Origin of the sequence: Pseudomonas sp. FP2335 (genome assembly GCF_030687535.1) — a bacterium.
GTDB lineage: Bacteria > Pseudomonadota > Gammaproteobacteria > Pseudomonadales > Pseudomonadaceae > Aquipseudomonas.
Genome location: NZ_CP117437.1, coordinates 4,929,357 through 4,952,500 on the forward strand (window position 1 = coordinate 4,929,357; position 23,144 = coordinate 4,952,500).

Annotated in this window: 23 protein-coding genes, 1 tRNA gene and 2 rRNA genes (1 of these 26 only partly in view); 2 read left to right on the forward strand and 24 right to left on the reverse strand. The window is 59.0% G+C overall.

All coding sequences use genetic code 11. From position 1 onward, the window contains the following. Positions 1–4: 4 nt before the first annotated feature. From hisS to trmJ, 16 genes are all read right to left on the reverse strand, one after another. Positions 5–1,294, reverse strand: a complete 1,290-nt coding sequence (gene hisS, locus PSH81_RS22120; protein ID WP_192299562.1) for a histidine--tRNA ligase — start codon at positions 1,292–1,294, stop codon at positions 5–7. Between the two features lie 23 nt (positions 1,295–1,317). Further along, complete coding sequence (ispG, locus tag PSH81_RS22125) at positions 1,318–2,427, reverse strand: flavodoxin-dependent (E)-4-hydroxy-3-methylbut-2-enyl-diphosphate synthase (RefSeq protein ID WP_003175952.1); 1,110 nt, start codon at positions 2,425–2,427, stop codon at positions 1,318–1,320. A gap of 2 nt (positions 2,428–2,429) precedes the next feature. Continuing rightward, a complete protein-coding gene (locus PSH81_RS22130; RefSeq protein WP_305391485.1) occupies positions 2,430–3,425 on the reverse strand; it encodes a RodZ family helix-turn-helix domain-containing protein in 996 nt (331 codons plus the stop codon). Continuing rightward, positions 3,425–4,183, reverse strand: coding sequence for a type IV pilus biogenesis/stability protein PilW (gene pilW, locus PSH81_RS22135; RefSeq protein WP_226457741.1), 759 nt, complete (start codon positions 4,181–4,183; stop codon positions 3,425–3,427). The genes PSH81_RS22130 and pilW overlap by 1 nt, the downstream gene beginning before the upstream one ends. A 12-nt stretch (positions 4,184–4,195) precedes the next feature. After that, positions 4,196–5,344 (reverse strand): 23S rRNA (adenine(2503)-C(2))-methyltransferase RlmN, encoded by a 1,149-nt coding sequence (rlmN, locus tag PSH81_RS22140; protein WP_192299566.1) that lies wholly within the window; start codon positions 5,342–5,344, stop codon positions 4,196–4,198. A 28-nt stretch (positions 5,345–5,372) separates the two neighbouring features. After that, positions 5,373–5,798, reverse strand: a complete 426-nt coding sequence (gene ndk / locus PSH81_RS22145; RefSeq protein ID WP_017846179.1) for a nucleoside-diphosphate kinase — start codon at positions 5,796–5,798, stop codon at positions 5,373–5,375. A gap of 88 nt (positions 5,799–5,886) precedes the next feature. After that, on the reverse strand, positions 5,887–6,087 hold the full coding sequence (iscX, locus tag PSH81_RS22150; RefSeq protein WP_192299567.1) for a Fe-S cluster assembly protein IscX: 201 nt from the start codon (positions 6,085–6,087) through the stop codon (positions 5,887–5,889). Positions 6,088–6,101: 14 nt separating this feature from the next. Next, positions 6,102–6,443: an ISC system 2Fe-2S type ferredoxin gene (gene fdx / locus PSH81_RS22155; RefSeq protein WP_015372914.1), complete on the reverse strand. Its 342-nt coding sequence runs from the start codon at positions 6,441–6,443 to the stop codon at positions 6,102–6,104. A 3-nt stretch (positions 6,444–6,446) separates the two neighbouring features. Continuing rightward, on the reverse strand, positions 6,447–8,309 hold the full coding sequence (hscA, locus tag PSH81_RS22160; protein ID WP_226457740.1) for a Fe-S protein assembly chaperone HscA: 1,863 nt from the start codon (positions 8,307–8,309) through the stop codon (positions 6,447–6,449). A 53-nt stretch (positions 8,310–8,362) separates the two neighbouring features. Continuing rightward, a complete protein-coding gene (gene hscB / locus PSH81_RS22165; protein ID WP_226457739.1) occupies positions 8,363–8,884 on the reverse strand; it encodes a co-chaperone HscB in 522 nt (173 codons plus the stop codon). 8 nt (positions 8,885–8,892) lie between these two features. Beyond that, positions 8,893–9,216: an iron-sulfur cluster assembly protein IscA gene (iscA, locus tag PSH81_RS22170; protein ID WP_010565230.1), complete on the reverse strand. Its 324-nt coding sequence runs from the start codon at positions 9,214–9,216 to the stop codon at positions 8,893–8,895. Positions 9,217–9,244: 28 nt separating this feature from the next. After that, positions 9,245–9,631 (reverse strand): Fe-S cluster assembly scaffold IscU, encoded by a 387-nt coding sequence (iscU, locus tag PSH81_RS22175; RefSeq protein WP_028617851.1) that lies wholly within the window; start codon positions 9,629–9,631, stop codon positions 9,245–9,247. Between the two features lie 99 nt (positions 9,632–9,730). Then, a complete protein-coding gene (locus tag PSH81_RS22180; protein WP_226457738.1) occupies positions 9,731–10,945 on the reverse strand; it encodes an IscS subfamily cysteine desulfurase in 1,215 nt (404 codons plus the stop codon). A 50-nt stretch (positions 10,946–10,995) separates the two neighbouring features. Then, positions 10,996–11,487, reverse strand: coding sequence for a Fe-S cluster assembly transcriptional regulator IscR (gene iscR, locus PSH81_RS22185; RefSeq protein WP_003194020.1), 492 nt, complete (start codon positions 11,485–11,487; stop codon positions 10,996–10,998). A 255-nt stretch (positions 11,488–11,742) separates the two neighbouring features. After that, positions 11,743–12,525 carry a serine O-acetyltransferase gene (cysE, locus tag PSH81_RS22190; protein ID WP_226457737.1) on the reverse strand — a complete coding sequence of 261 codons (783 nt, stop codon included), beginning with the start codon at positions 12,523–12,525 and terminating at the stop codon, positions 11,743–11,745. A gap of 3 nt (positions 12,526–12,528) precedes the next feature. Then, positions 12,529–13,299 carry a tRNA (cytosine(32)/uridine(32)-2'-O)-methyltransferase TrmJ gene (gene trmJ / locus PSH81_RS22195; RefSeq protein ID WP_192299572.1) on the reverse strand — a complete coding sequence of 257 codons (771 nt, stop codon included), beginning with the start codon at positions 13,297–13,299 and terminating at the stop codon, positions 12,529–12,531. A gap of 145 nt (positions 13,300–13,444) precedes the next feature. On the opposite strand from trmJ, the gene suhB reads away from it, so the two are divergent. Continuing rightward, positions 13,445–14,260: an inositol-phosphate phosphatase gene (suhB, locus tag PSH81_RS22200; RefSeq protein WP_003175971.1), complete on the forward strand. Its 816-nt coding sequence runs from the start codon at positions 13,445–13,447 to the stop codon at positions 14,258–14,260. Between the two features lie 143 nt (positions 14,261–14,403). Here suhB and PSH81_RS22205 read toward each other — a convergent pair whose 3' ends face one another. From PSH81_RS22205 to queA, 6 genes are all read right to left on the reverse strand, one after another. Further along, positions 14,404–14,946 (reverse strand): glycine zipper 2TM domain-containing protein, encoded by a 543-nt coding sequence (locus tag PSH81_RS22205; protein ID WP_192299573.1) that lies wholly within the window; start codon positions 14,944–14,946, stop codon positions 14,404–14,406. Positions 14,947–15,069: 123 nt separating this feature from the next. Next, positions 15,070–15,984: a protein translocase subunit SecF gene (gene secF, locus PSH81_RS22210; RefSeq protein WP_016977660.1), complete on the reverse strand. Its 915-nt coding sequence runs from the start codon at positions 15,982–15,984 to the stop codon at positions 15,070–15,072. A gap of 9 nt (positions 15,985–15,993) precedes the next feature. Further along, positions 15,994–17,862, reverse strand: coding sequence for a protein translocase subunit SecD (gene secD / locus PSH81_RS22215; RefSeq protein WP_305391486.1), 1,869 nt, complete (start codon positions 17,860–17,862; stop codon positions 15,994–15,996). Between the two features lie 62 nt (positions 17,863–17,924). Further along, positions 17,925–18,263, reverse strand: a complete 339-nt coding sequence (yajC, locus tag PSH81_RS22220; RefSeq protein ID WP_003175975.1) for a preprotein translocase subunit YajC — start codon at positions 18,261–18,263, stop codon at positions 17,925–17,927. Between the two features lie 43 nt (positions 18,264–18,306). Further along, positions 18,307–19,422 carry a tRNA guanosine(34) transglycosylase Tgt gene (tgt, locus tag PSH81_RS22225; protein ID WP_003175976.1) on the reverse strand — a complete coding sequence of 372 codons (1,116 nt, stop codon included), beginning with the start codon at positions 19,420–19,422 and terminating at the stop codon, positions 18,307–18,309. Between the two features lie 5 nt (positions 19,423–19,427). Further along, the gene (gene queA / locus PSH81_RS22230) at positions 19,428–20,477 is read right to left on the reverse strand and encodes a tRNA preQ1(34) S-adenosylmethionine ribosyltransferase-isomerase QueA (RefSeq protein ID WP_305391487.1); all 1,050 of its coding nucleotides are present in this window, start codon (positions 20,475–20,477) and stop codon (positions 19,428–19,430) included. A gap of 108 nt (positions 20,478–20,585) precedes the next feature. Between queA and PSH81_RS22235 the strand changes: the two genes are divergently transcribed. Next, positions 20,586–20,670 (forward strand) — tRNA-Leu (locus PSH81_RS22235). Positions 20,671–21,037: 367 nt separating this feature from the next. Here the strand turns inward: PSH81_RS22235 and rrf are convergent. Both rrf and PSH81_RS22245 read right to left on the reverse strand, forming a co-directional pair. Further along, positions 21,038–21,153: ribosomal RNA gene (gene rrf, locus PSH81_RS22240) — 5S ribosomal RNA — on the reverse strand. A 149-nt stretch (positions 21,154–21,302) separates the two neighbouring features. Then, positions 21,303–23,144, reverse strand: a 23S ribosomal RNA gene (locus PSH81_RS22245); it runs 1,049 nt beyond the window's last position.

Genomic DNA, 23,144 nt, shown 5'->3' on the forward strand with positions numbered 1-23,144 from the left:
AGCTTCAACCCTGCACGACGCAGGTGGCCAAGTGCGCAGCGAGCGCATCAAAGGCAATGTTCTGTTGCTCGCCCTGGCCACGCAGGGGTTTGAAACCTATCACTTGCTGGGCCAGTTCGTCATCGCCAAGGATCAGCGCATACAGCGCGCCGCTCTTGTCGGCCTTCTTGAACTGGCTCTTGAAGCTGCCGGCGCCGGCATTGACCTGCAGGCGAAGGTTCGGCAGTTGGTCACGCACCTTCTCGCTCAAGGCCAGGGCGGCCAGTTCGGCGGCCTCGCCAAAGGCGCAGAGGTACACATCCACCTGACGGGAGATTTCTTCCGGGACCTTTTCCAGGGTTTCCAGCAGCAGGATCAAGCGCTCAATGCCCATGGCGAAGCCCACGCCAGTGGTCGGCTTGCCGCCCATCTGCTCGACCAGGCCATCGTAGCGCCCACCGGCACACACGGTGCCCTGGGCGCCGAGTTTGTCGGTGACCCACTCGAACACGGTCTTGCTGTAGTAATCGAGGCCGCGCACCAGCTTGGTGTTGATCACGAACGGGATACCGGCAGCATCCAGGCGAGCCTTGAGGCCCTCGAAGTGAATGCGCGACTCGTCGTCCAGGTAATCGGCCATTTTCGGCGCGTTGACCAGTACGGCTTGGGTGTCGGCGTTCTTGGTATCGAGCACGCGCAGCGGGTTGGTTTTCAGACGGCGCTGGCTGTCTTCGTCCAACTTGTCCAGGTGAGCGGACAGGTACTCGACCAGGGCCACTTTATAGCGGCCGCGGGATTCGCTGGTGCCCAGGCTGTTGAGTTCAAGCTTGACCGCGTCGCGGATGCCCAGCAGGCCCCACAGGCGCCAGGTCAGCACGATCAGCTCGGCGTCGATGTCCGGGCCGTCGATGTTGAATACTTCCAGGCCGATCTGGTGGAACTGGCGATAACGGCCTTTCTGTGGCCGTTCGTGGCGGAACATCGGGCCGATGTACCACAACTTCTGCGGCTGGCCGGCACCGGTGAGGCCATGCTCCAGCACGGCGCGCACGCACGCGGCGGTACCTTCCGGACGCAAGGTCAGGGAGTCGCCGTTGCGGTCTTCAAAGGTGTACATTTCTTTTTCGACGATGTCGGTCACTTCACCGATGGAGCGCTTGAACAGCTCGGTGAATTCGACGATCGGCATGCGGATCTGCTTGTAACCGTAGTTATCCAGCAGGCGCGCGACGGTGCTTTCGAAGTAGCGCCACAACGGCGTCTGCTCCGGCAGGATGTCGTTCATGCCGCGAATGGCTTGCAGAGACTTGCTCACATCAAATCCTTAAATTCGTTCAATCAGCCGCGCGCGATCAGCGCTGCGTCAGCTGCGACCTTTTCGGCCGCTTTCTCGCGGATCAGCTTTTCAAGCTCGTCCACCAGATTGTCATTCGTCAATTTCTGCGACGGCTTGCCGTCGATGTAAATCAGGTTCGGTGTACCGCCGGTCAAGCCCACATGGGCTTCCTTGGCTTCGCCCGGACCGTTGACCACACAACCGATCACCGCTACATCCAGTGGCACCAACAGGTCTTCAAGGCGCAATTCCAGATCGTTCATGGTTTTCACCACGTCGAAGTTCTGCCGCGAGCAGCTCGGGCAGGCAATGAAATTGATGCCACGGGAGCGCAAACGCAGGGATTTGAGAATGTCGTAACCGACTTTCACTTCCTCAACAGGGTCTGCCGCCAGGGAGATGCGGATGGTATCGCCAATCCCTTCGGCGAGCAGCATACCGAGACCCACCGCAGATTTCACTGTGCCTGAGCGCAAACCGCCCGCTTCAGTGATACCCAGGTGCAACGGCTGCACGATTTCCTTGGCCAGCAGGCGGTAGGCTTCGACCGCCATGAATACGTCGGAGGCCTTTACGCTGACCTTGAAGTCCTGGAAATTCAGGCGTTCGAGGTGCTCAACGTGACGCAGCGCCGACTCAACCAGTGCTGCCGGCGTAGGCTCGCCGTATTTCTTTTGCAGGTCTTTTTCCAGGGAACCGGCGTTGACGCCGATGCGGATTGGAATACCGCGATCACGGGCAGCATCCACCACGGCACGCACACGGTCTTCGCGACCGATGTTGCCCGGGTTGATCCGCAGGCAGTCCACACCCAGTTCGGCTACGCGCAAGGCGATCTTGTAGTCGAAGTGAATGTCGGCAACCAGTGGCACCTTGACCAACTGCTTGATGCGACCGAAGGCTTCGGCGGCGTCCATGTCCGGTACGGAGACGCGCACGATGTCGACACCAGCCGCTTCCAGACGATTGATCTGGGCGACGGTGGCGGCCACGTCATTGGTGTCGCTATTGGTCATGCTCTGGACCGCGATGGGGGCATCGCCACCCACAGGCACCGAGCCAACCCAGATCTTGCGCGATACGCGACGTTTGATTGGAGATTCGCCGTGCATGACTATTGTCCCAACTTGAGGCGAGCAGTCTCGCCACTGGTGAACGGCGCCACGTCCACAGGCTGGCCGTTGTAGGCCACTTGCGCGCCACGGGCAAAGCCCAGACGCAGCGTCAAAGGAGGCTTGCCGGCCTGGTCAAGCGTCTCTCCCTTACGCTTCAGACCGCTAAACAGCACCTTGCCATTGCCATCGGTGACTTGCGTCCAGCAGTCGGCGATGAAAGTGACCTGTACGCGGCCATCACCGGCGATCAACGCTGGGGTGGTCGGCGCGGAAATCGCAGGGGCGGCAGGCGTTGCTGGAGCAGGCGCTTGTGCCGGTTGCGCTGGCGTATGCGCCTGCGCAACCGGAGCGGCTGGGGTGGCCTGGGCGTGAGCCGGTGCAGGCGGCGTCGCGGGAGTCGGTGCAGCGGCGGTCGCGGCTGGCGCGGGTTGCTCCGTGGCAACCGGCGCTTCGGGGGCAGCCTGGCCTTCGGCAACAGCCTGGTCTTCCGGCTCATCCAGTGGATGAATCTGGGTGGTGCCGTCGGCGCTTTCGACCTCGACGTGCTCCATGGCGTTGCTGGTCATGTCTTTGGTGCGCTGGGAGGTCTGGTCTTGCCACCAGACAAAGCCACCGCCGATCACGGCGATCAGCAGCAACAGGCTGACAATGCGCAGAATCGTGTGGGAAACCCGCACCGGCTCCTCGATACGGCCCAAGCCGTGGACATTGCTGCCCTGGGAATCCGTACCGGTGAATTGGTCGAACTCCTGGACCAGTATGGCCTGGTCGATGCCGAGCAATTTGGCGTAGGCGCGGATGTAGCCACGGGCGAAGGTATGCCCCGGCAACTTGTCGAACGCGCCGGCTTCCAGGTTGGCCAGGGATGTGGTGGTCAAATTGAGCTTGAGGGCCACTTCCGCCAGCGACCAACCATTGCTTTCGCGGGCCTGACGCAAGGTGTCGCCTGGGTTTACGCGATTAGCTGCTACAACTTCCGGGTGCGCCGCTTTCATCATTGCTCCGACAGGTATTGCTGATATTCCGGCGTACCGGGATAGAGTCGTTCGAGTTGCTGGCCAAAACGTGCGGCCGTGTCGTGTTCTTCATGAACCGTCGCCAGCCGCACACCGAGCAATAGACTACGTGCATTTTGCCCGCTGAGCAGGCTAAAACGCTCGTAATAGTCACGTGCCGGCACATAATGCCTGTCTTCGTAGGACAACTCAGCCATTTCGAGCAAGGCCCGCGGCTGACGCCCATTCAAGTGCAGGGCTTTTTCCAGTTGCTGGCGAGCGCTGTCGCGCTGGCCTAGGCGCAGCGAGGTCACTGCGAGGTTCTCGAAGACACGGGAACGCTCAGGATAGAGGGTATCGGCGCTGGCTTGCTGGAAATAAAGGGCGGCCTGGTCATAACGTTTCTGCTCGAACAGGAAACTGCCGTAGTTGTTCAGCAGCCGTGGGTCGGCAGGACGGGCGGCCAGGGCCTTGTTGAAATACTGGCCGGCCAGTTCCGGCTCGGCCTGGGCCTGGAACACCAGGGCCAGCGCGGCATTGGCGTCCGCATCGTCGCTGTCCAGTTCAAGCGCCTTCTTCAGCGGCACCTTGGCCTGTTCGCTCAAACCCTGTTGCAGATAACCCAACCCCAGTTGCACATAGGCAACCCGCGCCTCATCACGGCCTTTGCCGGTTTGCAAAGGGCTCTCATAGCCCGATGAAACACAACCGGCCACAAGGCCGGTAACAAGCAAAAGCAGCGCAAGGCGCAAGGGCATAGAGATCCTCTCTCAGATTCGATTCACGGCAATGAGCGGCAAATCGTCGGCGGCATTCACTTCGCGCCCGGCGATATAACGTTCACTGCGGCGGGTGCGGTCCATCACCTGCCCGACCAGTTGGCCACAGGCGGCGTCGATGTCTTCACCGCGGGTGGTGCGGACGGTGACGTTGTAGCCAGCCTGGTGCAGTTGATCCTGGAAACGGCGGATCGCGTTGTTGCTCGGCCGCTCGTAGCCAGAATGGGGAAACGGGTTGAACGGGATCAGGTTGATCTTGCACGGGGTGTTCTTGAGCAACTCGATCATCTCGACGGCGTGTTCGACCTTGTCGTTGATGTCCTTGAGCAGGGTGTACTCAACGGTCAACACGCGTTTCTCACCCAAGGTCGCCATGTAACGCTGGCAGGATTCGAGCAGCATCTTAAGCGGATACTTCTTGTTGATCGGCACCAATTGGTTACGCAATGCGTCATTGGGTGCGTGCAGCGACAACGCCAGGGAGACGTCGATGTGCTTGGCCAGCTCGTCGATCATCGGAACCACGCCGGAGGTCGACAGGGTCACGCGGCGCTTGGAGATGCCGTAGCCCAGGTCGTCCATCATCAGGTGCATGGCGGAGATGACGTTGTCGAAGTTCAGCAGCGGCTCACCCATGCCCATCATCACCACGTTGGTGATGGCACGGTCGACGGTCGCCGGGACGCTGCCAAAGGATTTGTTGGCAATCCACACCTGGCCGATGACTTCGGCAGCGGTGAGGTTGCTATTGAAGCCTTGCTTGCCGGTGGAGCAGAAACTGCAATCCAGGGCACAGCCTGCCTGGGACGAAACGCACAAGGTGCCACGTTTGCCCTGGGGAATGTATACGGTCTCGACGCAGCTGCCGGACGCCACGCGCACCACCCACTTACGGGTGCCGTCGCTGGAGATGTCCTCGCTGACCACTTCGGGACCACGCACCTCGGCAATAGCCTTGAGCTTGTCGCGCAGGGCCTTGCTGACGTTCGTCATGGCGTCGAAATCATCGACGCCAAAGTGGTGAATCCATTTCATTACCTGACCGGCACGGAAACGCTTCTCCCCGATTGAGTCGAAGAATTTCTCCATTTCCGGCTGGGTCAGACCCAGCAGGTTGGTTTTAACAGTCGATGTAGTCATGGATTCACCTTCACTCTTAAGCCAATGCTTAGCGAGTGGTTACTTCAGTAGCTGCGAAGAAGTACGAGATTTCACGAGCAGCTGCGGCTTCGGAGTCCGAACCGTGAACAGCGTTGGCGTCGATGGAATCAGCGAAGTCAGCACGGATGGTGCCGGCAGCAGCTTCTTTAGGGTTGGTAGCGCCCATCAGCTCACGGTTCAGAGCGATAGCGTTTTCGCCTTCCAGAACCTGAACAACAACAGGACCGGAGATCATGAAGGCAACCAGGTCGCCGAAGAAACCACGAGCGCTGTGCTCAGCGTAGAAGCCTTCAGCTTCGGCTTTGGACAGTTGCTTGAGTTTCGAAGCTACAACCTTCAGGCCGGCTTTTTCGAAACGAGTGGTGATCTCGCCGATGACGTTTTTTGCAACAGCGTCAGGCTTGATGATGGAGAAAGTACGTTGAACAGCCATGGTGTAACTCCAGAAACGGTAATTTACGAAAAATTAAACCCGCGAATTATACGCGGGTTATCGGGTATTGCCTAACCTGCGGGGATGATCAGTCGATTTCTTCGATCCAGAGCGCCTGGACCGCTTCCAATACCTTCTCGCCACAGCGGCCAGAGGTGTTGTCGAAATCGGGAAGCTCCATGATCCAGCGCTGCAGATCAACGAAGTTGACCTTCAACGGGTCCACATCCGGCTTCGCTTCAGCGAGCTCTTCAGCAATGCGCTGTACATCATTCCAACCATATTTCATGACAGTACTACCAATCAGTGCGGCGCTTCGGCCGCATGGTTGAGCGAATATTTCGGAATTTCGACGGTGATGTCTTCAGTCCCGACCTTGGCCTGACAGCTTAGGCGCGAATGCGCCTCCAAGCCCCATGCGCGATCGAGAAAATCCTCTTCCAGCTCGTCGGCCTCTTCCAGGGAGTTGAACCCCTCGCGGATGATGCAGTGACAAGTGGTGCAGGCGCAGACGCCGCCGCAGGCACTTTCGATCTCGATGTGGTTGTCATGGGCAACTTCGAGGATGGACTTGCCGGTCTCAGCCTCCACAACCATACCGTCCGGGCAATGCTCGGCGTGTGGCAGAAAAATGACCTGCGGCATTAATTATTCCTCGATTTCATTCAGGTTGCGTCCCGCCAGGGCGGCTTTTACCGTCTGGTCCATGCGGCGGGCGGCAAAGGCATCGGTCACTTGCGACAGGCGCTTGGTCTGCTGCTCGATGGCATAACCATCGGTGCCCTTCATCAGTTCGGCCAGTTCCTGCATCTGCAGGTCGATGACCATGCGCTCTTCGGCGTCCAGCAGACGCTCGCCGTCGACATCCAGGGCGCCCTGCACCGCTTCGAGCAGGCGCTGGGCATCCACTTGTTGCTCACGCAGTACGCGGGCGACCTTGTCGTCACTGGCGTGCTGGAACGAATCCTTGAGCATCTTGGCGATTTCACCATCAGTAAGGCCATAGGACGGCTTGACCTGGATGCTCGCCTCAACGCCCGAACCCATCTCGCGCGCGGCCACGTTCAGCAGGCCGTCGGCGTCGACCTGGAAGGTCACGCGGATCTTCGCTGCACCCGCCACCATCGCCGGGATGCCACGCAATTCAAAGCGCGCCAGGGAGCGGCAGTCACTGATCAGCTCGCGCTCGCCTTGCAGCACATGGATCATCATGGCCGTCTGGCCATCTTTGTACGTAGTGAAATCCTGGGCGCGGGCGACGGGGATGGTGGTGTTGCGTGGAATCACCTTCTCCATCAGGCCGCCCATGGTTTCCAGCCCCAGGGACAATGGAATCACGTCAAGCAGCAGCAGTTCGCCGCCGTCACGCTTGTTGCCGGCCAGGGTATCGGCCTGGATGGCGGCGCCAATGGCGACGACTTGATCCGGGTCGATTTCGGTCAACGGCTGGCGACCAAAGGCTTCAGCGACCGCCTCACGAACGCGCGGCACGCGAGTTGAACCACCGACCATGACCACGGCGCCGACATCTTCCAACTCGATACCGGAATCACGCACGGCGCGGCGGCAGGCCTTGAGGCTGCGGGCGACCATTGGCTCGATGAGCGAATCGAAGGCTTCACGGGTCAGTTGGGCCGACCAATTGCCGTAGGAGACGTCAACAGATGCAGCGTCAGTCAGTGCTTCCTTGGCGGCACAGGCGGTTTGCAACAGATTGCGTTGCGCGCCCGGGTCCAGGTCGGCAGACAAGCCCGCGCTGCTGATGATCCAGCCCGCAATGGCGTGGTCGAAGTCGTCACCGCCCAAGGCACTGTCGCCTCCGGTGGCCAGCACTTCAAACACGCCGCCGGTCAGGCGCAGGATCGAAATATCAAAGGTGCCGCCGCCCAGGTCGTAGATCGCAACCAGGCCTTCGGCATGCTGGTCGAGGCCATAAGCCACCGCTGCCGCCGTCGGCTCGTTGAGCAGGCGCAGCACGTTCAGACCGGCGAGTTTTGCCGCGTCCTTGGTGGCTTGGCGCTGGGCGTCATCGAAGTACGCCGGAACGGTGATCACCGCCCCCACCAGTTCGCCGCCCAAGGTGGTTTCCGCACGCTGGCGCAGCACCTTGAGAATATCGGCCGACACCTCCACCGGACTTTTCGGGCCCTGGACGGTGTCGATGAACGGCATGTGGGATTCGCCACCGACAAAGCGGTACGGCAGTTGGTCACCCAACTGCTTGACGTCGGACAAACCACGCCCCATCAGGCGCTTGACCGACAGCACGGTGTTCAACGGATCGGTAGACGCCGCCAGCCTGGCTGACTCACCCACTTCGGTACGGTCAGCGTGGTAACGCACGGCGGACGGCAGGATCACCTGGCCATCGGCGTCGGGCAGCGGCTCGGACAGGCCGCTGCGCAAGGCAGCGACCAGGGAATTGGTGGTGCCCAGGTCAATCCCGACCGCCAGGCGACGCTGGTGCGGTTGAGGGCTTTGGCCGGGTTCGGCGATTTGCAGTAGGGCCATGGTAATCAGGTCTTATCTGTCTATCAGGCGTGCATCACGGGCAGCACACGGGGTTAATCGTCGAGGCGCTCTTCTAGCTGGCGCACTTCGTAGGTGAGCTTGTCGAGGAACTGCATGCGCCGCATCAGGCGTTCGGCCTGTTCGCGTTGCGCAGCGTCATCCCAACAGGCTGCGAAGCTTTCGTTGAGCTCATCCTGGGCCGCTTTCAGACGACGCTTGAAGACTGCGACACCGGCCAGATCGGCCTCGTCCTGCAAGTCTTCGAGTTCTTCGCGCCACTGCATCTGCTGCATCAGGAAGTCCGGGTCATGCACGGTCACTTCCAGCGGCAACTCGCCACCGTTCATCGCGAGCAGGTAGCGCGCGCGTTTCGGGGGGCTTTTGAGCGTCTGATAGGCTTCGTTGAGGCTGGCCGACTGCTCCAGCGCCAAGCGCTGCTCACGTTCGGTAGCGTCAGCAAAGCGGTCCGGATGCACACCACGCGCCAATTCTCGGTAGCGCGTGGCAAGCTGCTCAAGGTCCAGCCGAAAACTCGGCTGCAGCTCGAATAAAGCGAAATGACAAGGAGTACCCACGAATAGCCTCAGATGTTGAAGCTTTCGCCGCAGCCACATTCACCGCGTACGTTGGGGTTGTTGAACTTGAAGCCTTCGTTCAACCCTTCCTTGACGAAATCGAGTTCGGTGCCGTCCAGGTAGGTCAGGCTTTTAGGGTCGATGATCACTTTCTCGCCGTGACTTTCGAACACCTGGTCTTCCGCAACCACCTCGTCGACGAACTCCAGCACATAGGCAAGGCCGGAACAGCCCGTGGTGCGCACACCCAGACGAATCCCCTCACCTTTACCGCGCCCATCCAGGGAGCGTCGCACGTGCCGCGCAGCCGCTTCTGTCATGCTGATAGCCATCGTTGACTCCTTACTCGTCGCCAAATGCTTAGATCAAGCCTTTCTTCTGCTTGTAGTCGCGAACGGCCGCCTTGATGGCGTCTTCTGCGAGTACGGAGCAGTGGATTTTCACTGGCGGCAGGGCCAGTTCTTCGGCCAGCTGGGTGTTGCTGATGGTGACAGCTTCATCCAGGGTCTTGCCTTTCATCCATTCGGTCGCCAGGGAGCTGGAGGCGATGGCCGAACCGCAGCCGTAGGTCTTGAACTTGGCGTCTTCGATAACGCCCGCGTCGTTGACCTTGATCTGCAGGCGCATGACATCGCCGCACGCCGGGGCGCCGACCATGCCGGTGCCGACGTCTGGGTCTTCCGCGTCCATCTTGCCGACGTTACGCGGGTTTTCGTAGTGGTCGATGACCTTTTCGCTGTAAGCCATGGTACTGAATCCTCACTCATCAGGGCCGCTCTGGAACCCTGTAGACACGCCTGCGTTTTCCGCCACGTGCCTACAGAGCCGGGGTGGCGGCTTCTATATTTAGTGTGCCGCCCACTCGATCTTGGAAATGTCGACACCGTCTTTGTACATGTCCCACAGCGGCGACAGAACGCGCAGCTTGTTGACGGCTTCGCAGACTTTCTGCGCGGCGTAGTCGACTTCTTCTTCGGTGGTGAAGCGGCCGAACGTAAAGCGGATCGAGCTGTGTGCCAGTTCGTCATTGCGGCCCAGGGCGCGCAGTACGTACGACGGCTCAAGGGACGCCGAGGTGCAGGCCGAACCGGACGAAACCGCCAGGTCCTTGAGCGCCATGATCAGCGACTCGCCTTCGACGTAGTTGAAGCTCAAGTTCAGGTTGTGCGGTACACGGGCGGTCATGCTGCCGTTGATGTACAGCTCTTCAAGGTTCTCGACCTGCTTGTAGAAGCGGTCGCTCAGAGCCTTGATACGGATGTTTTCGGCAGCCATGTCTTCCTTGGCTACACGGAAGGCTTCGCCCATGCCGACGATCTGGTGGGTTGCCAGGGTGCCCGAACGCATGCCGCGCTCGTGACCGCCGCCGTGCATCGTGGCTTCGATCCGTACGCGAGGCTTGCGGCTCACGTACAGCGCGCCGATGCCTTTAGGGCCATAGGTCTTGTGGGCGGAGAACGACATCAGGTCGACTTTCAGCTTCGACAGGTCGATGTCGACCTTGCCGGTGGACTGGGCCGCATCGACATGCAGCAACACGCCTTTGGAGCGGGTCAGCTCGCCGATGGCCGCGATGTCGTTGATGGTGCCGATTTCATTGTTCACGTGGATCACGGAAACCAGGATGGTGTCTTCACGCAGCGCGGCTTCGATCATGGCCGGGGTGACGATACCGTCGGTGGTTGGCTCAAGGTAAGTAACCTCGAAACCTTCACGCTCCAGTTGGCGCATGGTGTCGAGGACAGCCTTGTGCTCGATCTTGGTGGTGATCAGGTGCTTGCCTTTGGTCGCGTAGAAATGCGCGGCGCCCTTGATTGCCAGGTTGTCGGATTCGGTAGCACCGGAGGTCCAGACGATTTCGCGCGGGTCGGCATTGACCAGGTCAGCGACTTGGCGACGAGCGTTCTCGACCGCTTCCTCGGCCTTCCAGCCAAATACGTGGGAACGGGAGGCAGGGTTGCCGAAGTTTCCGTCAACCAGCAGGCACTCGCTCATCTTTTGCGCGACACGCGGATCAACCGGGGTGGTCGCAGAGTAATCAAGGTAAATCGGCAATTTCATGGACTTTCTCCTAAATCAGGCTGGCTGGCGTGCCGTTAGCTCTTCGGCTGTCACTCGACGGCGGACGCTTCGATCTTGTCCAGACGCGGCGCCTTGGTATTGCAACGGCGCTGGTCCTGACGCTGGGCTACTTCTTGCACCTCACGGCGAGTCACAAGATCAGCCAAGCTGATACCACTCAAAAACTCATGGATCTGCAGGCTCAAGTCACACCACAGGTGGTGCGTCAGGCAGGTGTCGCCGGCATGGCAATCACCCAGACCCTGGCATTTGGTGGCGTCGACGGATTCGTTGACCGCATCGATCACCTGGGCGACCTGGATGCCCTGCATATCGCGGGACAGCTGATAGCCACCACCCGGCCCACGCACACTGGAAACCAGATTGCTGCGGCGCAATTTGGCGAACAGTTGCTCAAGGTAGGACAGGGAAATGCCTTGGCGCTCGGAGATATCGGCCAGGGACACCGGCCCAGTTTGCGCGTGCAAAGCCAAGTCAAGCATGGCAGTCACCGCGTATCGGCCTTTTGTAGTCAGTCTCATGGACAAGTACCAAGGTGTTTCAGAATGGGAGCGAGTATGCGATTCCCGAGTATTTAAGTCAACTATAAGACCTAGTACTTTAGTCAGGATTACCCGTAAAAAGGGCGCGCAAATCATAGCAGGATGGGGTGGTGACGAACAGCGGGAAGGCTGCAGGATTGGGATGGAGAGACCAATGGAGGTCAAATGTGGGAGCTGGCTTGCCTGCGATAGCGGTATGCCAGCTCCCATAGGGTTATGTATTGGCCTTTGGAACTAGCCAGCCTTGGTAGCCGCTTCGTCCTTGATTTCGGCGAAGTCTTCTTCGCGCAACTCAGGCAGCTCCTTCGCACAGTAAGGACTCCCCAGATCCTTCAACGCACCGCACATACCCTCCAGCTTGCCGTCCACCGCTTGCAGATGATCGAGCAACTGGCCGATGGCACGTGCCACCGGGTCAGGCATATCTTCGCTGACGCCATAGGCATCGAAGCCGATCTTCTCGGCCATGGCCTTGCGCTTGGCTTCCTGCTCGTCGCCGACTTCGGGCTTGACGATAATGCGCCCGGGAATGCCGACAACGGTGGCGCCAGGCGGCACGGCCTTGGTCACGACGGCGTTGGACCCGACCTTCGCGCCGGCACCAACGGTAAACGGGCCGAGCACCTTGGCGCCCGCTCCAACCACCACACCATTCTCCAGGGTAGGATGGCGCTTGCCCTTGTTCCAGCTGGTGCCGCCAAGGGTCACACCCTGGTAGAGCGTCACGTCGTCGCCGATTTCTGCGGTCTCGCCGATAACGATGCCCATGCCATGGTCGATAAAGAAGCGACGCCCCACCTTGGCCCCCGGATGAATCTCGATCCCGGTCATCCAGCGCCCGAAGTTCGACACCAGCCGCGCCAGCCATTTCCAGCCCATGCCCCACAACGCGCTGGACAAGCGGTGAATCCAGATAGCGTGCATGCCCGGGTAGCAGGTCAGCACTTCAAAGGCGTTGCGCGCCGCCGGGTCCCGGTGGAAAACACTTTGGATATCTTCTCGCAAACGCTCGAACATTTTTTAATCCTTCCGCTTTAGAAGCTCACCACGGGCCGCTTTCTGGGTTTCCGTGAGGATGCCACGCAATATATTCATTTCCGCCCGGCTGACCGAGCTGCGTCCGTACAAGCGACGCAGGCGCGCCATCAAGTGCCGTGGTTTTTCAGGATCGAGGAACTCGATGGCCACCAGGGTTTGCTCCAGGTGCTCATAGAACCGCTCCAGCTCGTCCATGGTGGCCAGCTCGCCACTTTTGGTCGAAGCGACTTCTTCCTTTTCCACTTTGCTCGGCTGGCCAGCAGCGGCCAGCCAGGCCATGCGCACTTCGTAAGTCAACACCTGCACCGCCGCCCCAAGGTTCAAGGAACTGAACTCGGGATCTGATGGAATGTGTACGTGGTAATGACATCGCTGCAGCTCGTCATTGGTCAGGCCGGAATCTTCACGACCGAATACCAGGGCGATTTCAGCGCCACCAGCGGCCTCCTCCACCACTTTGGTTCCGCATTCGCGCGGATCCAGCAACGGCCAGGGGATGCGGCGGTCGCGGGCGCTGGTGCCGAGCACCAGGTTGCAGCCGACCAAGGCGTCTTCCAGCGTGGCGACCACCTGTGCATTTGCAAGGATGTCATTGGCGCCCGAAGCGCGGGCATCGGCCTCGTGGTGCGGGAACACGCGCGGCTCGACCAGCACCAGGCGCGTCAGCCCCATGTTTTTCATGGCTCGCGCCACCCCGCCGATATTGCCGGGATGACTGGTATTGACCAAGACGACACGAATGTTTTGCAGCAAGGGAGGCGCTCTCGGACACAGGAAAGGGGAGCAAATCTTACAGAACCGCCTAAGGTTATGCCATGAAAGCGAACGTCGTCCTTCACCTGAAGAAAGTTTCTGCTAGAATGCCCGGCTTTCTTTAACAACCTTAGGTGACACATCCATGCAGCCCATGCTGAATATCGCGCTGCGCGCCGCCCGCAGCGCCAGTGAATTGATCTTCCGCTCCATCGAGCGCCTGGATACCATCAAGGTCGACGAAAAAGACGCCAAGGATTACGTATCCGAGGTGGATCGCGCCGCCGAACAGAAAATCATCGACGCGCTGCGCAAGGCTTACCCTACCCACGGCATCCTCGGTGAAGAAACCGGTTTGCACAAAGGTAGCGGCGAAGGCGAAGACTACCTGTGGATCATCGACCCACTGGATGGCACCACCAACTTCCTGCGCGGCATTCCACACTTTGCCGTGAGCATCGCGTGCAAATACCGTGGCCGCCTGGAACACGCAGTCGTACTGGACCCGGTCCGTCAGGAAGAATTCACCGCCAGCCGTGGCCGTGGCGCCCAACTCAATGGCCGTCGCCTGCGGGTCAGCGGCCGCACCAGCCTGGACGGCGCCCTGCTGGGTACCGGCTTCCCGTTCCGTGACGATCAGATGGACAACCTGGAAAACTACCTGGGCATGTTCCGCGCCCTGGTTGGCCAGACCGCCGGCATCCGCCGCGCTGGCGCAGCGAGCCTGGACCTGGCCTACGTGGCCGCCGGCCGGTTTGATGCGTTCTGGGAGTCGGGCCTGTCCGAGTGGGACATGGCTGCAGGCGCCCTGCTGATCCAGGAAGCAGGCGGCTTGGTGAGTGACTTCACTGGCGGTCACGACTTCCTTGAGAAAGGTCACGTGGTTGCGGGTAACACCAAATGCTTCAAGGCAGTATTGACGGCAATCCAGCCGCACCTGCCGGCTTCGCTGAAGCGCTAAGCGAGCGAGCAAAAAAAAGCACCCTTCGGGGTGCTTTTTTTTGCCTGGGATTGCGGTAATGCTGTATTTCCTGCCACAACACATACTCAATGTGGGAGCGGGCAAGCCCGCTCCCACATTTTGAACTGCACCAGGCTTATGGGTTACTGCTGATTCTGGCCGAGGATCAGACGCCCTTCTTTATCCACAGGAATCTGGCCACCCGGATCGCGATCCATACGCACGGTGCCTTCCTTGCCATCCAGGTTGTAACGCACGTCGTAACCGACCACTTTGTCGCTAATGTCATTGACGGTGTTACAGCGGGTTTGCGTGGTGGTGTAGGTATCGCGGTTCTGCATGCCTTCCTGAACCTTGTTACCCGCATAACCGCCACCGACCGCACCGGCCACGGTGGCCAGCTTTTTACCGTTACCGCCACCGACCTGGTTGCCCAACAGGCCACCGGCCAGCGCACCGACCACGGTGCCGACTATTTGATGTTGATCCTGTACCGGCTTCTGCCGGGTCACAGCGACGTCCTTGCAGACCTCGCGTGGTGTCTTGATCTGGGTTTTCACCGGCTGCACCGCCAGCACTTGCGCATACTCAGGGCCGCTTTTTACCAGGCTATAGGTGGCAAAAGCACCCCCGGCAGTCACACCGACAGCACCCAATACCGCACCAACCAGCAACGACTTGTTCACATGAACCTCCTGACCATCACAAACGGACGGAAACGTCCGCGCTATACCCAGCCTTGGAGCAAAAAAAAAGGCACGAGTTCAATACTCGTGCCTTTCTTGTCACAGCGGATCAACAACGGCCCATCAAGGGCGGTCGTCGACCTCCTTGCCAGTGCTGGCCGGAGGGATCAGGTCTTCGCTATTGAGGTTCAGCCAGATCAGCACCACGTTGGCGATGTAGATCGACGAGTAGGTCCCCGCCAGAACGCCGATGAACAGCGCCAGGGAGAAGCCCCACAGGTTATCGCCACCGAAGATCATCAGCGCGGCAATCGCCAGCAAGGTGGAGATCGACGTCGCCATAGTCCGCAGCAGGGTCTGGGTGGTGGAGATGTTGATGTTCTCGATCAACGACGCCTTGCGCAGTACGCGGAAGTTCTCACGAACCCGGTCGAATACCACGATGGTGTCGTTGAGGGAGTAACCAATGATCGCCAGCACGGCTGCCAGTACGGTCAGATCGAAGGTGACCTGGAAGTACGCCAGGATACCCACGGTCACGATCACGTCGTGGATCAGCGACACGATCGCGCCGACGCCGAACTTCCACTGAAAGCGGAACGCCAGGTAGATCATGATGCCAACCAGCGCCATCAGCATGCCGAGGCCGCCCTGGTCGCGCAGCTCTTCACCCACCTGCGGGCCGACGAACTCGACGCGCTTGACCGACGCCGGGTTGTCGCCGCCGACCTTCTGCAAGGCCTCGGCTACCTGGTGACCCAGTTGCGGGTCTTCGCCCGGCATACGCACCAGCAGGTCGGTTGTTGCACCGAAGCTCTGCACGATGGCTTCGTGATAGCCGGCCTTGACCAGCTCGTTGCGCACCAGGGTGACGTCGGCGGGCTTCTCGTAGGTCAGCTCGATGAGCGTACCGCCGGTGAAGTCCAGACCGTAGTTCAAGCCCTTATGGAACCAGCTGAACAACGCCAGAACGGTAAGGAGCACAGTGACGCCGAACGCAACGTTGCGAACGCCCATGAAGTTGATTGTACGTAACATGGCAGCCCCTTAAATCCACAACTTCTTGAAGTCACGCCCGCCAAAGATCAGGTTGACCATTGCGCGGGTCACCATGATGGCCGTGAACATCGAGGTAAAGATACCGAGGGACATGGTCACCGCAAAACCTTTGACCGGGCCAGTGCCCATGGCAAAGAGAATCCCGCCGACCAGCAAGGTGGTCAGGTTGGAGTCGAGAATCGCGGTAAATGCCCGGCCGAAGCCTTCGTTGATTGCACGCTGTACGGTCATGCCGGCGGCGATCTCTTCACGGATCCGCGAGAAGATCAGCACGTTGGCGTCTACCGCCATACCCATGGTGAGTACGATACCGGCGATACCTGGCAGGGTCAGTGTAGCGCCCAGCAGCGACATCAGAGCCAGCAGCATCACCATGTTGCCCGCCAGGGCCACGGTGGCGATGATGCCGAAGAAGCGATAGATGGCGATGATGAACAGCGACACGAACAGCATGCCCCACAAGGCCGCATCGATACCCTTGGTGATGTTGTCGGCACCCAGGCTCGGGCCAATGGTGCGCTCTTCAGCGAAGTACATCGGCGCCGCCAGGCCACCGGCACGCAGCAACAGCGCCAGTTCGGACGACTCGCCCTGACCGTTCAGGCCAGTGATGCGGAATTGAGCACCCAGCGGCGACTGGATGGTCGCCAGGCTGATGATCTTCTTCTCTTCCTTGAAGGACTGTACCGGCACATCTTTCTCTACACCGTCGACCACTTGCTTGGTGTAGGTGGTGACCGGACGCTGCTCGATGAAGATGACCGCCATGCTGCGACCGACGTTGCTGCGCGTGGCGCGACTCATCAGTTCACCACCGTGGCCATCCAGGCGGATGTTCACTTCAGGCGTGCCGTGCTCGCCGAAACCGGCCTTGGCGTCGGTCACCTGGTCACCGGTGATGATCAGGCTACGCTCGATCAGTGCAGGCGGGCGGTTGCCTTCGCGGAACTCGAATTCCTCGGAGGTGGCCTTGGAAGCTCCCGGCTCAGCGGCCAGGCGGAATTCCAGGTTGGCGGTTTTACCCAGGATACGCTTGGCTTCAGCAGTGTCCTGTACGCCCGGCAATTCAACCACGATGCGGTTGGCACCCTGGCGCTGAACGATCGGCTCGGCCACACCCAGTTCGTTGACGCGGTTACGTACCGTGGTCAAGTTCTGCTTGATGGAGTATTCGCGGATTTCCGCCAGCTTGGCCGGGGTCATCGCCAGACGCAGTACAGGTTGACCGTTCAGGTCGGCCGGTACGATGTCGAAATCGGTGAAGTTCTTGCGTACCAGTGCACGGGCCTGTTCGCGGGAAGCCTCGTCAGAGAAGCCCAGCTGGATGGCACCGTTGAGCTGTGGCAGGCTGCGATAACGCAATTTCTCTTTGCGCAGCAGGCTCTTCACATCGCCCTCATAGACTTTCAGGCGTGCGTCGAGGGCCTTGTCCATGTCGACTTCCAGCAGGAAGTGCACACCACCGGACAAGTCCAGACCCAGCTTCATCGGGTGCGCGCCAATGCTGCGCAGCCATTTTGGCGTGGTCTGTGCCAGGTTGAGCGCGACAACGTAGTCGTCACCCATGACCTTGCGCACGACATCTTTGGCCGGCAATTGGTCTTCTTGCTTGGTCAGGCGCAACAAGCCGCCCTTCGCATCAGCTGCCAACGTTGCCGCCTTGACCTGGATACCTGCGTCAGTGAGCGCTTTGCTCGCGCGTTCCAGATCAGCCTGATTGACCTGCAGCGAAGTGCTGGCGCCAGTGATCTGGATCGCAGGGTCATCAGGGTAGAGATTGGGAGCGGAATAAATAAAACCGATCGCCAGCACCGCCAGGATCAGTACGTATTTCCACAGAGGGTATTTGTTCAGCATCACGCCGCCCGCTTATGACGCGGGGCGCCTTGCGCGCCCCGTCGATTGGTAAAGGTTGTTACTTAGATCGCTTTGAGCGTGCCTTTTGGCAGCGTGGCGGCGATGGCGCCCTTCTGGAACTTCATTTCCACAGTGTCGGAAACTTCCAGTACCACGAAAGCATCGGAAACCTTGGTGATCTTGCCGGCGATGCCGCCAGTGGTCACGACTTCGTCACCTTTCTGCAGGCTGCCCAGCAGGTTTTTCTGCTCTTTGGCGCGCTTGGCCTGTGGGCGCCAGATCATCAGGTAGAAGATGACCAGGAAGCCGACCAGGAAAATCCACTCGAAACCACCGCCCATAGGACCGGCAGCGGCAGGCGCAGCGGCATCAGCCATGGCGTTAGAGATAAAAAAGCTCATTTAGCACTCCAGTTGCAAATAGTGAATCTTAGGGTCGGAAAACTCAGTCCAAGGGCGGCACAGGAAGCCCGCGCTTGGCATAGAAGGCATCGACGAAGGCGGCCAATGTACCCTGTTGAATAGCCTCGCGCAAACCAGCCATCAGGACTTGGTAGTGACGCAAATTGTGGATGGTATTCAACATGCTACCCAGCATTTCCCCACACTTGTCCAGATGGTGCAGATAAGCACGGGAGAAGTTCTGGCAGGTGTAGCAATCACAGGTGGGATCCAGCGGCGAATCATCATGGCGATGGAACGCGTTACGGATCTTCAGCACGCCTGTATCGATGAACAGATGCCCATTGCGGGCATTACGGGTTGGCATCACGCAATCGAACATGTCCACACCGCGGCGCACACCCTCTACGAGATCTTCCGGTTTGCCAACGCCCATAAGGTAACGAGGTTTGTCAGCAGGCATCAGGCCCGGCAGATAATCCAGCACCTTGATCATCTCGTGCTTGGGCTCGCCAACCGACAAGCCGCCGATGGCCAGGCCGTCAAAGCCGATCTTGTCGAGGCCTTCCAGCGAGCGTTTGCGCAGGCTTTCGTGCATGCCGCCCTGGACGATGCCGAACAGCGCCGCGGTGTTGTCACCATGTGCGTTCTTCGAGCGCTGGGCCCAACGCAGGGACAGCTCCATGGAGATCCGCGCGACGTCCTCATCGGCCGGGTACGGTGTGCACTCGTCGAAAATCATCACGATGTCGGAGCCCAGGTCGCGCTGCACCTGCATCGACTCCTCCGGGCCCATGAACACTTTGGAACCGTCTACCGGCGAGGCGAAGGTCACACCCTCTTCCTTGATCTTGCGCATGGCCCCCAGGCTGAACACCTGGAAACCACCGGAGTCGGTGAGGATCGGGCCTTGCCACTTCATGAAGTCATGCAGGTCGCCATGCTTCTTGATCACTTCCGTGCCCGGACGCAACCACAGGTGGAAAGTGTTGCCGAGGATGATCTCGGCGCCGGTGGCGACGATGTCGCGCGGCAACATGCCCTTGACGGTGCCGTAGGTGCCGACCGGCATAAACGCCGGGGTCTCCACGGTGCCGCGCGGGAAAGTCAGGCGACCGCGACGGGCTTTGCCGTCGGTAGCGAGCAATTCAAACGACATACGACTCATAGTTGTTCCTCTGGGCCGCGTGGCGCCGGGTTGCGGGTGATAAACATCGCATCACCGTAGCTGAAAAAACGGTACTCGTTGGCGATGGCGGCCTGGTAAGCGGCCATGGTTTCCGGGTAGCCGGCAAATGCCGAGACCAGCATCAACAGCGTGGATTCGGGCAGATGGAAATTGGTGACCAGGCAATCGACCACATGGAACGGTCGGCCCGGGAAGATAAAGATGTCGGTGTCGCCGCTGAACGGCTTGAGCACGCCATCACGCGCCGCGCTTTCCAGGGAGCGCACGCTGGTGGTGCCTACCGCGACCACTCGCCCGCCACGCGCCTTGCAGGCGGCCACAGCGTCGACAACTTCCTGGCTGACTTCCAGCCACTCGCTGTGCATGTGGTGGTCTTCGATGTTATCCACACGCACCGGCTGAAACGTGCCGGCCCCCACGTGCAGGGTCACATAGGCGGTCTCGACGCCCTTGGCGGCAATCGCATCCAGCAGTGGCTGGTCGAAATGCAGCCCGGCGGTCGGCGCGGCAACGGCACCCAGGCGCTGCGAGTAGACGGTCTGGTAGCGCTCGCGGTCCGAGTCTTCGTCGGGGCGATCTATATAGGGTGGCAGCGGCATATGGCCGACACGCTCCAGCAGAGGCAATACCTCTTCTGCGAACTTGAGTTCGAACAGTGCGTCATGGCGCACCACCATCTCGGCTTCGCCACCACCATCGATCAAGATGGAGGAGCCCGGTTTCGGCGACTTGCTGGAGCGCACATGGGCCAGCACACGATGGCTGTCCAGTACGCGCTCTACCAGGATTTCCAGCTTGCCGCCGGAAGCTTTCTGGCCAAACAGCCGCGCCGGAATCACCCGGGTATTGTTGAACACCATCAGATCGCCTGGGCGCAAATGCTCCAGCAAATCAGTGAATTGACGGTGTGCGAGGGCACCGCTGGGCCCGTCCAGGGTCAGCAGTCGACTGGCGCGACGCTCGGCCAAAGGATGGCGAGCGATCAGCGAATCAGGAAGCTCAAAAGTAAAGTCAGCAACGCGCATGATGGAGTTCGTCTAGCAGGGCCGGGAAGTCTAGCGGAAATAGTGAAAATTGACCATGAAAGGTGATTGACCAACGGTAATCTCATCTCTATACTTCGCCGCCATTGAGCCCTGATGGCGGAATTGGTAGACGCGGCGGATTCAAAATCCGTTTTCGAAAGGAGTGGGAGTTCGAGTCTCCCTCGGGGCACCATCTTAAAAAAAGACCTTGAAATTCAAGGTCTTTTTTTTCGCCTGTAGAAAAGCGCGGAACGCATCAAGCCTTCCTTTAGCAGGCGATCTATCGTGCCGAGCCCTCCCCAGGAGCGCCCAGACACCTCAAGGCAACACGACCCCTCCCCCTACCGTTCATCGCCACTTACGAGCCCCCAAGGACCCGCTGGAGAGCGCTTCGGAGAGCCGGGTAGATTGACTTCAGCAGCGACCGAAACGCACTCAAAAATCATAAACTTGCCCGGGACTGAAAACGTCGATGAAAGGACCAACCGGCCCTTACTGGGCTTTTTTCGCGCCCAAAACAAAACCCCATCTGCTTTCGCAAATGGGGTTTTGGAATTTAATCTTGACGATGACCTACTCTCACATGGGGAAACCCCACACTACCATCGGCGATGCATCGTTTCACTGCTGAGTTCGGGATGGGATCAGGTGGTTCCAATGCTCTATGGTCGTCAAGAAATTCGGGTACTGAGTCGTGGCTTATGCCCCGCTTCAGCAAATTGGGTATGTGATAGCTTTCGGTGTTTTGTGAACGTCGAACTTTCGGTTCATTTCGTCTTCACACACCGCAATCTGGCCTTTCGACGCAAATTGCTTGGGTGTTATATGGTCAAGCCTCACGGGCAATTAGTATTGGTTAGCTCAACGCCTCACAGCGCTTACACACCCAACCTATCAACGTCGTAGTCTTCGACGGCCCTTCAGGGAACTCAAGGTTCCAGTGAGATCTCATCTTGAGGCTAGTTTCCCGCTTAGATGCTTTCAGCGGTTATCTATTCCGAACATAGCTACCCGGCAATGCCACTGGCGTGACAACCGGAACACCAGAGGTTCGTCCACTCCGGTCCTCTCGTACTAGGAGCAGCCCCTCTCAAATCTCAAACGTCCACGGCAGATAGGGACCGAACTGTCTCACGACGTTCTAAACCCAGCTCGCGTACCACTTTAAATGGCGAACAGCCATACCCTTGGGACCGGCTTCAGCCCCAGGATGTGATGAGCCGACATCGAGGTGCCAAACACCGCCGTCGATATGAACTCTTGGGCGGTATCAGCCTGTTATCCCCGGAGTACCTTTTATCCGTTGAGCGATGGCCCTTCCATACAGAACCACCGGATCACTAAGACCTACTTTCGTACCTGCTCGACGTGTCTGTCTCGCAGTCAAGCGCGCTTTTGCCTTTATACTCTACGACCGATTTCCGACCGGTCTGAGCGCACCTTCGTACTCCTCCGTTACTCTTTAGGAGGAGACCGCCCCAGTCAAACTACCCACCATACACTGTCCTCGATCCGGATAACGGACCTGAGTTAGAACCTCAAAGTTGCCAGGGTGGTATTTCAAGGATGGCTCCACGCGAACTGGCGTCCACGCTTCAAAGCCTCCCACCTATCCTACACAAGCAAATTCAAAGTCCAGTGCAAAGCTATAGTAAAGGTTCACGGGGTCTTTCCGTCTAGCCGCGGATACACTGCATCTTCACAGCGATTTCAATTTCACTGAGTCTCGGGTGGAGACAGCGCCGCCATCGTTACGCCATTCGTGCAGGTCGGAACTTACCCGACAAGGAATTTCGCTACCTTAGGACCGTTATAGTTACGGCCGCCGTTTACCGGGGCTTCGATCAAGAGCTTCGCGTTAGCTAACCCCATCAATTAACCTTCCGGCACCGGGCAGGCGTCACACCCTATACGTCCACTTTCGTGTTTGCAGAGTGCTGTGTTTTTAATAAACAGTCGCAGCGGCCTGGTATCTTCGACCGGCATGAGCTTACGGAGCAAGTCCTTCACCCTCACCGGCGCACCTTCTCCCGAAGTTACGGTGCCATTTTGCCTAGTTCCTTCACCCGAGTTCTCTCAAGCGCCTTGGTATTCTCTACCCAACCACCTGTGTCGGTTTGGGGTACGGTTCCTGGTTACCTGAAGCTTAGAAGCTTTTCTTGGAAGCATGGCATCAACCACTTCGTTACTAAAAGGTAACTCGTCATCAGCTCTCGGCCTTAAGATCCCGGATTTACCTAAGATCTCAGCCTACCACCTTAAACTTGGACAACCAACGCCAAGCTGGCCTAGCCTTCTCCGTCCCTCCATCGCAATAACCAGAAGTACAGGAATATTAACCTGTTTTCCATCGACTACGCTTTTCAGCCTCGCCTTAGGGACCGACTAACCCTGCGTCGATTAACGTTGCGCAGGAAACCTTGGTCTTTCGGCGTGGGTGTTTTTCACACCCATTGTCGTTACTCATGTCAGCATTCGCACTTCTGATACCTCCAGCAAGCTTCTCAACTCACCTTCACAGGCTTACAGAACGCTCCTCTACCGCATCACTTACGTGATACCCGTAGCTTCGGTGTATGGTTTGAGCCCCGTTACATCTTCCGCGCAGGCCGACTCGACTAGTGAGCTATTACGCTTTCTTTAAAGGGTGGCTGCTTCTAAGCCAAC

Coding starts and splice junctions, on each gene's coding strand:
- ispG (WP_003175952.1), bottom strand. CDS start 2,427: ATGCACGGCGAATCTCCAATCAAACGTCGCGTATCGCGCAAGATCTGG.
- PSH81_RS22130 (WP_305391485.1), bottom strand. CDS start 3,425: ATGAAAGCGGCGCACCCGGAAGTTGTAGCAGCTAATCGCGTAAACCCA.
- pilW (WP_226457741.1), bottom strand. CDS start 4,183: ATGCCCTTGCGCCTTGCGCTGCTTTTGCTTGTTACCGGCCTTGTGGCC.
- rlmN (WP_192299566.1), bottom strand. CDS start 5,344: ATGACTACATCGACTGTTAAAACCAACCTGCTGGGTCTGACCCAGCCG.
- ndk (WP_017846179.1), bottom strand. CDS start 5,798: ATGGCTGTTCAACGTACTTTCTCCATCATCAAGCCTGACGCTGTTGCA.
- iscX (WP_192299567.1), bottom strand. CDS start 6,087: ATGAAATATGGTTGGAATGATGTACAGCGCATTGCTGAAGAGCTCGCT.
- fdx (WP_015372914.1), bottom strand. CDS start 6,443: ATGCCGCAGGTCATTTTTCTGCCACACGCCGAGCATTGCCCGGACGGT.
- hscA (WP_226457740.1), bottom strand. CDS start 8,309: ATGGCCCTACTGCAAATCGCCGAACCCGGCCAAAGCCCTCAACCGCAC.
- iscA (WP_010565230.1), bottom strand. CDS start 9,216: ATGGCTATCAGCATGACAGAAGCGGCTGCGCGGCACGTGCGACGCTCC.
- iscU (WP_028617851.1), bottom strand. CDS start 9,631: ATGGCTTACAGCGAAAAGGTCATCGACCACTACGAAAACCCGCGTAAC.
- PSH81_RS22180 (WP_226457738.1), bottom strand. CDS start 10,945: ATGAAATTGCCGATTTACCTTGATTACTCTGCGACCACCCCGGTTGAT.
- iscR (WP_003194020.1), bottom strand. CDS start 11,487: ATGAGACTGACTACAAAAGGCCGATACGCGGTGACTGCCATGCTTGAC.
- cysE (WP_226457737.1), bottom strand. CDS start 12,525: ATGTTCGAGCGTTTGCGAGAAGATATCCAAAGTGTTTTCCACCGGGAC.
- suhB (WP_003175971.1), top strand. CDS start 13,445: ATGCAGCCCATGCTGAATATCGCGCTGCGCGCCGCCCGCAGCGCCAGT.
- secF (WP_016977660.1), bottom strand. CDS start 15,984: ATGTTACGTACAATCAACTTCATGGGCGTTCGCAACGTTGCGTTCGGC.
- secD (WP_305391486.1), bottom strand. CDS start 17,862: ATGCTGAACAAATACCCTCTGTGGAAATACGTACTGATCCTGGCGGTG.
- yajC (WP_003175975.1), bottom strand. CDS start 18,263: ATGAGCTTTTTTATCTCTAACGCCATGGCTGATGCCGCTGCGCCTGCC.
- tgt (WP_003175976.1), bottom strand. CDS start 19,422: ATGTCGTTTGAATTGCTCGCTACCGACGGCAAAGCCCGTCGCGGTCGC.
- queA (WP_305391487.1), bottom strand. CDS start 20,477: ATGCGCGTTGCTGACTTTACTTTTGAGCTTCCTGATTCGCTGATCGCT.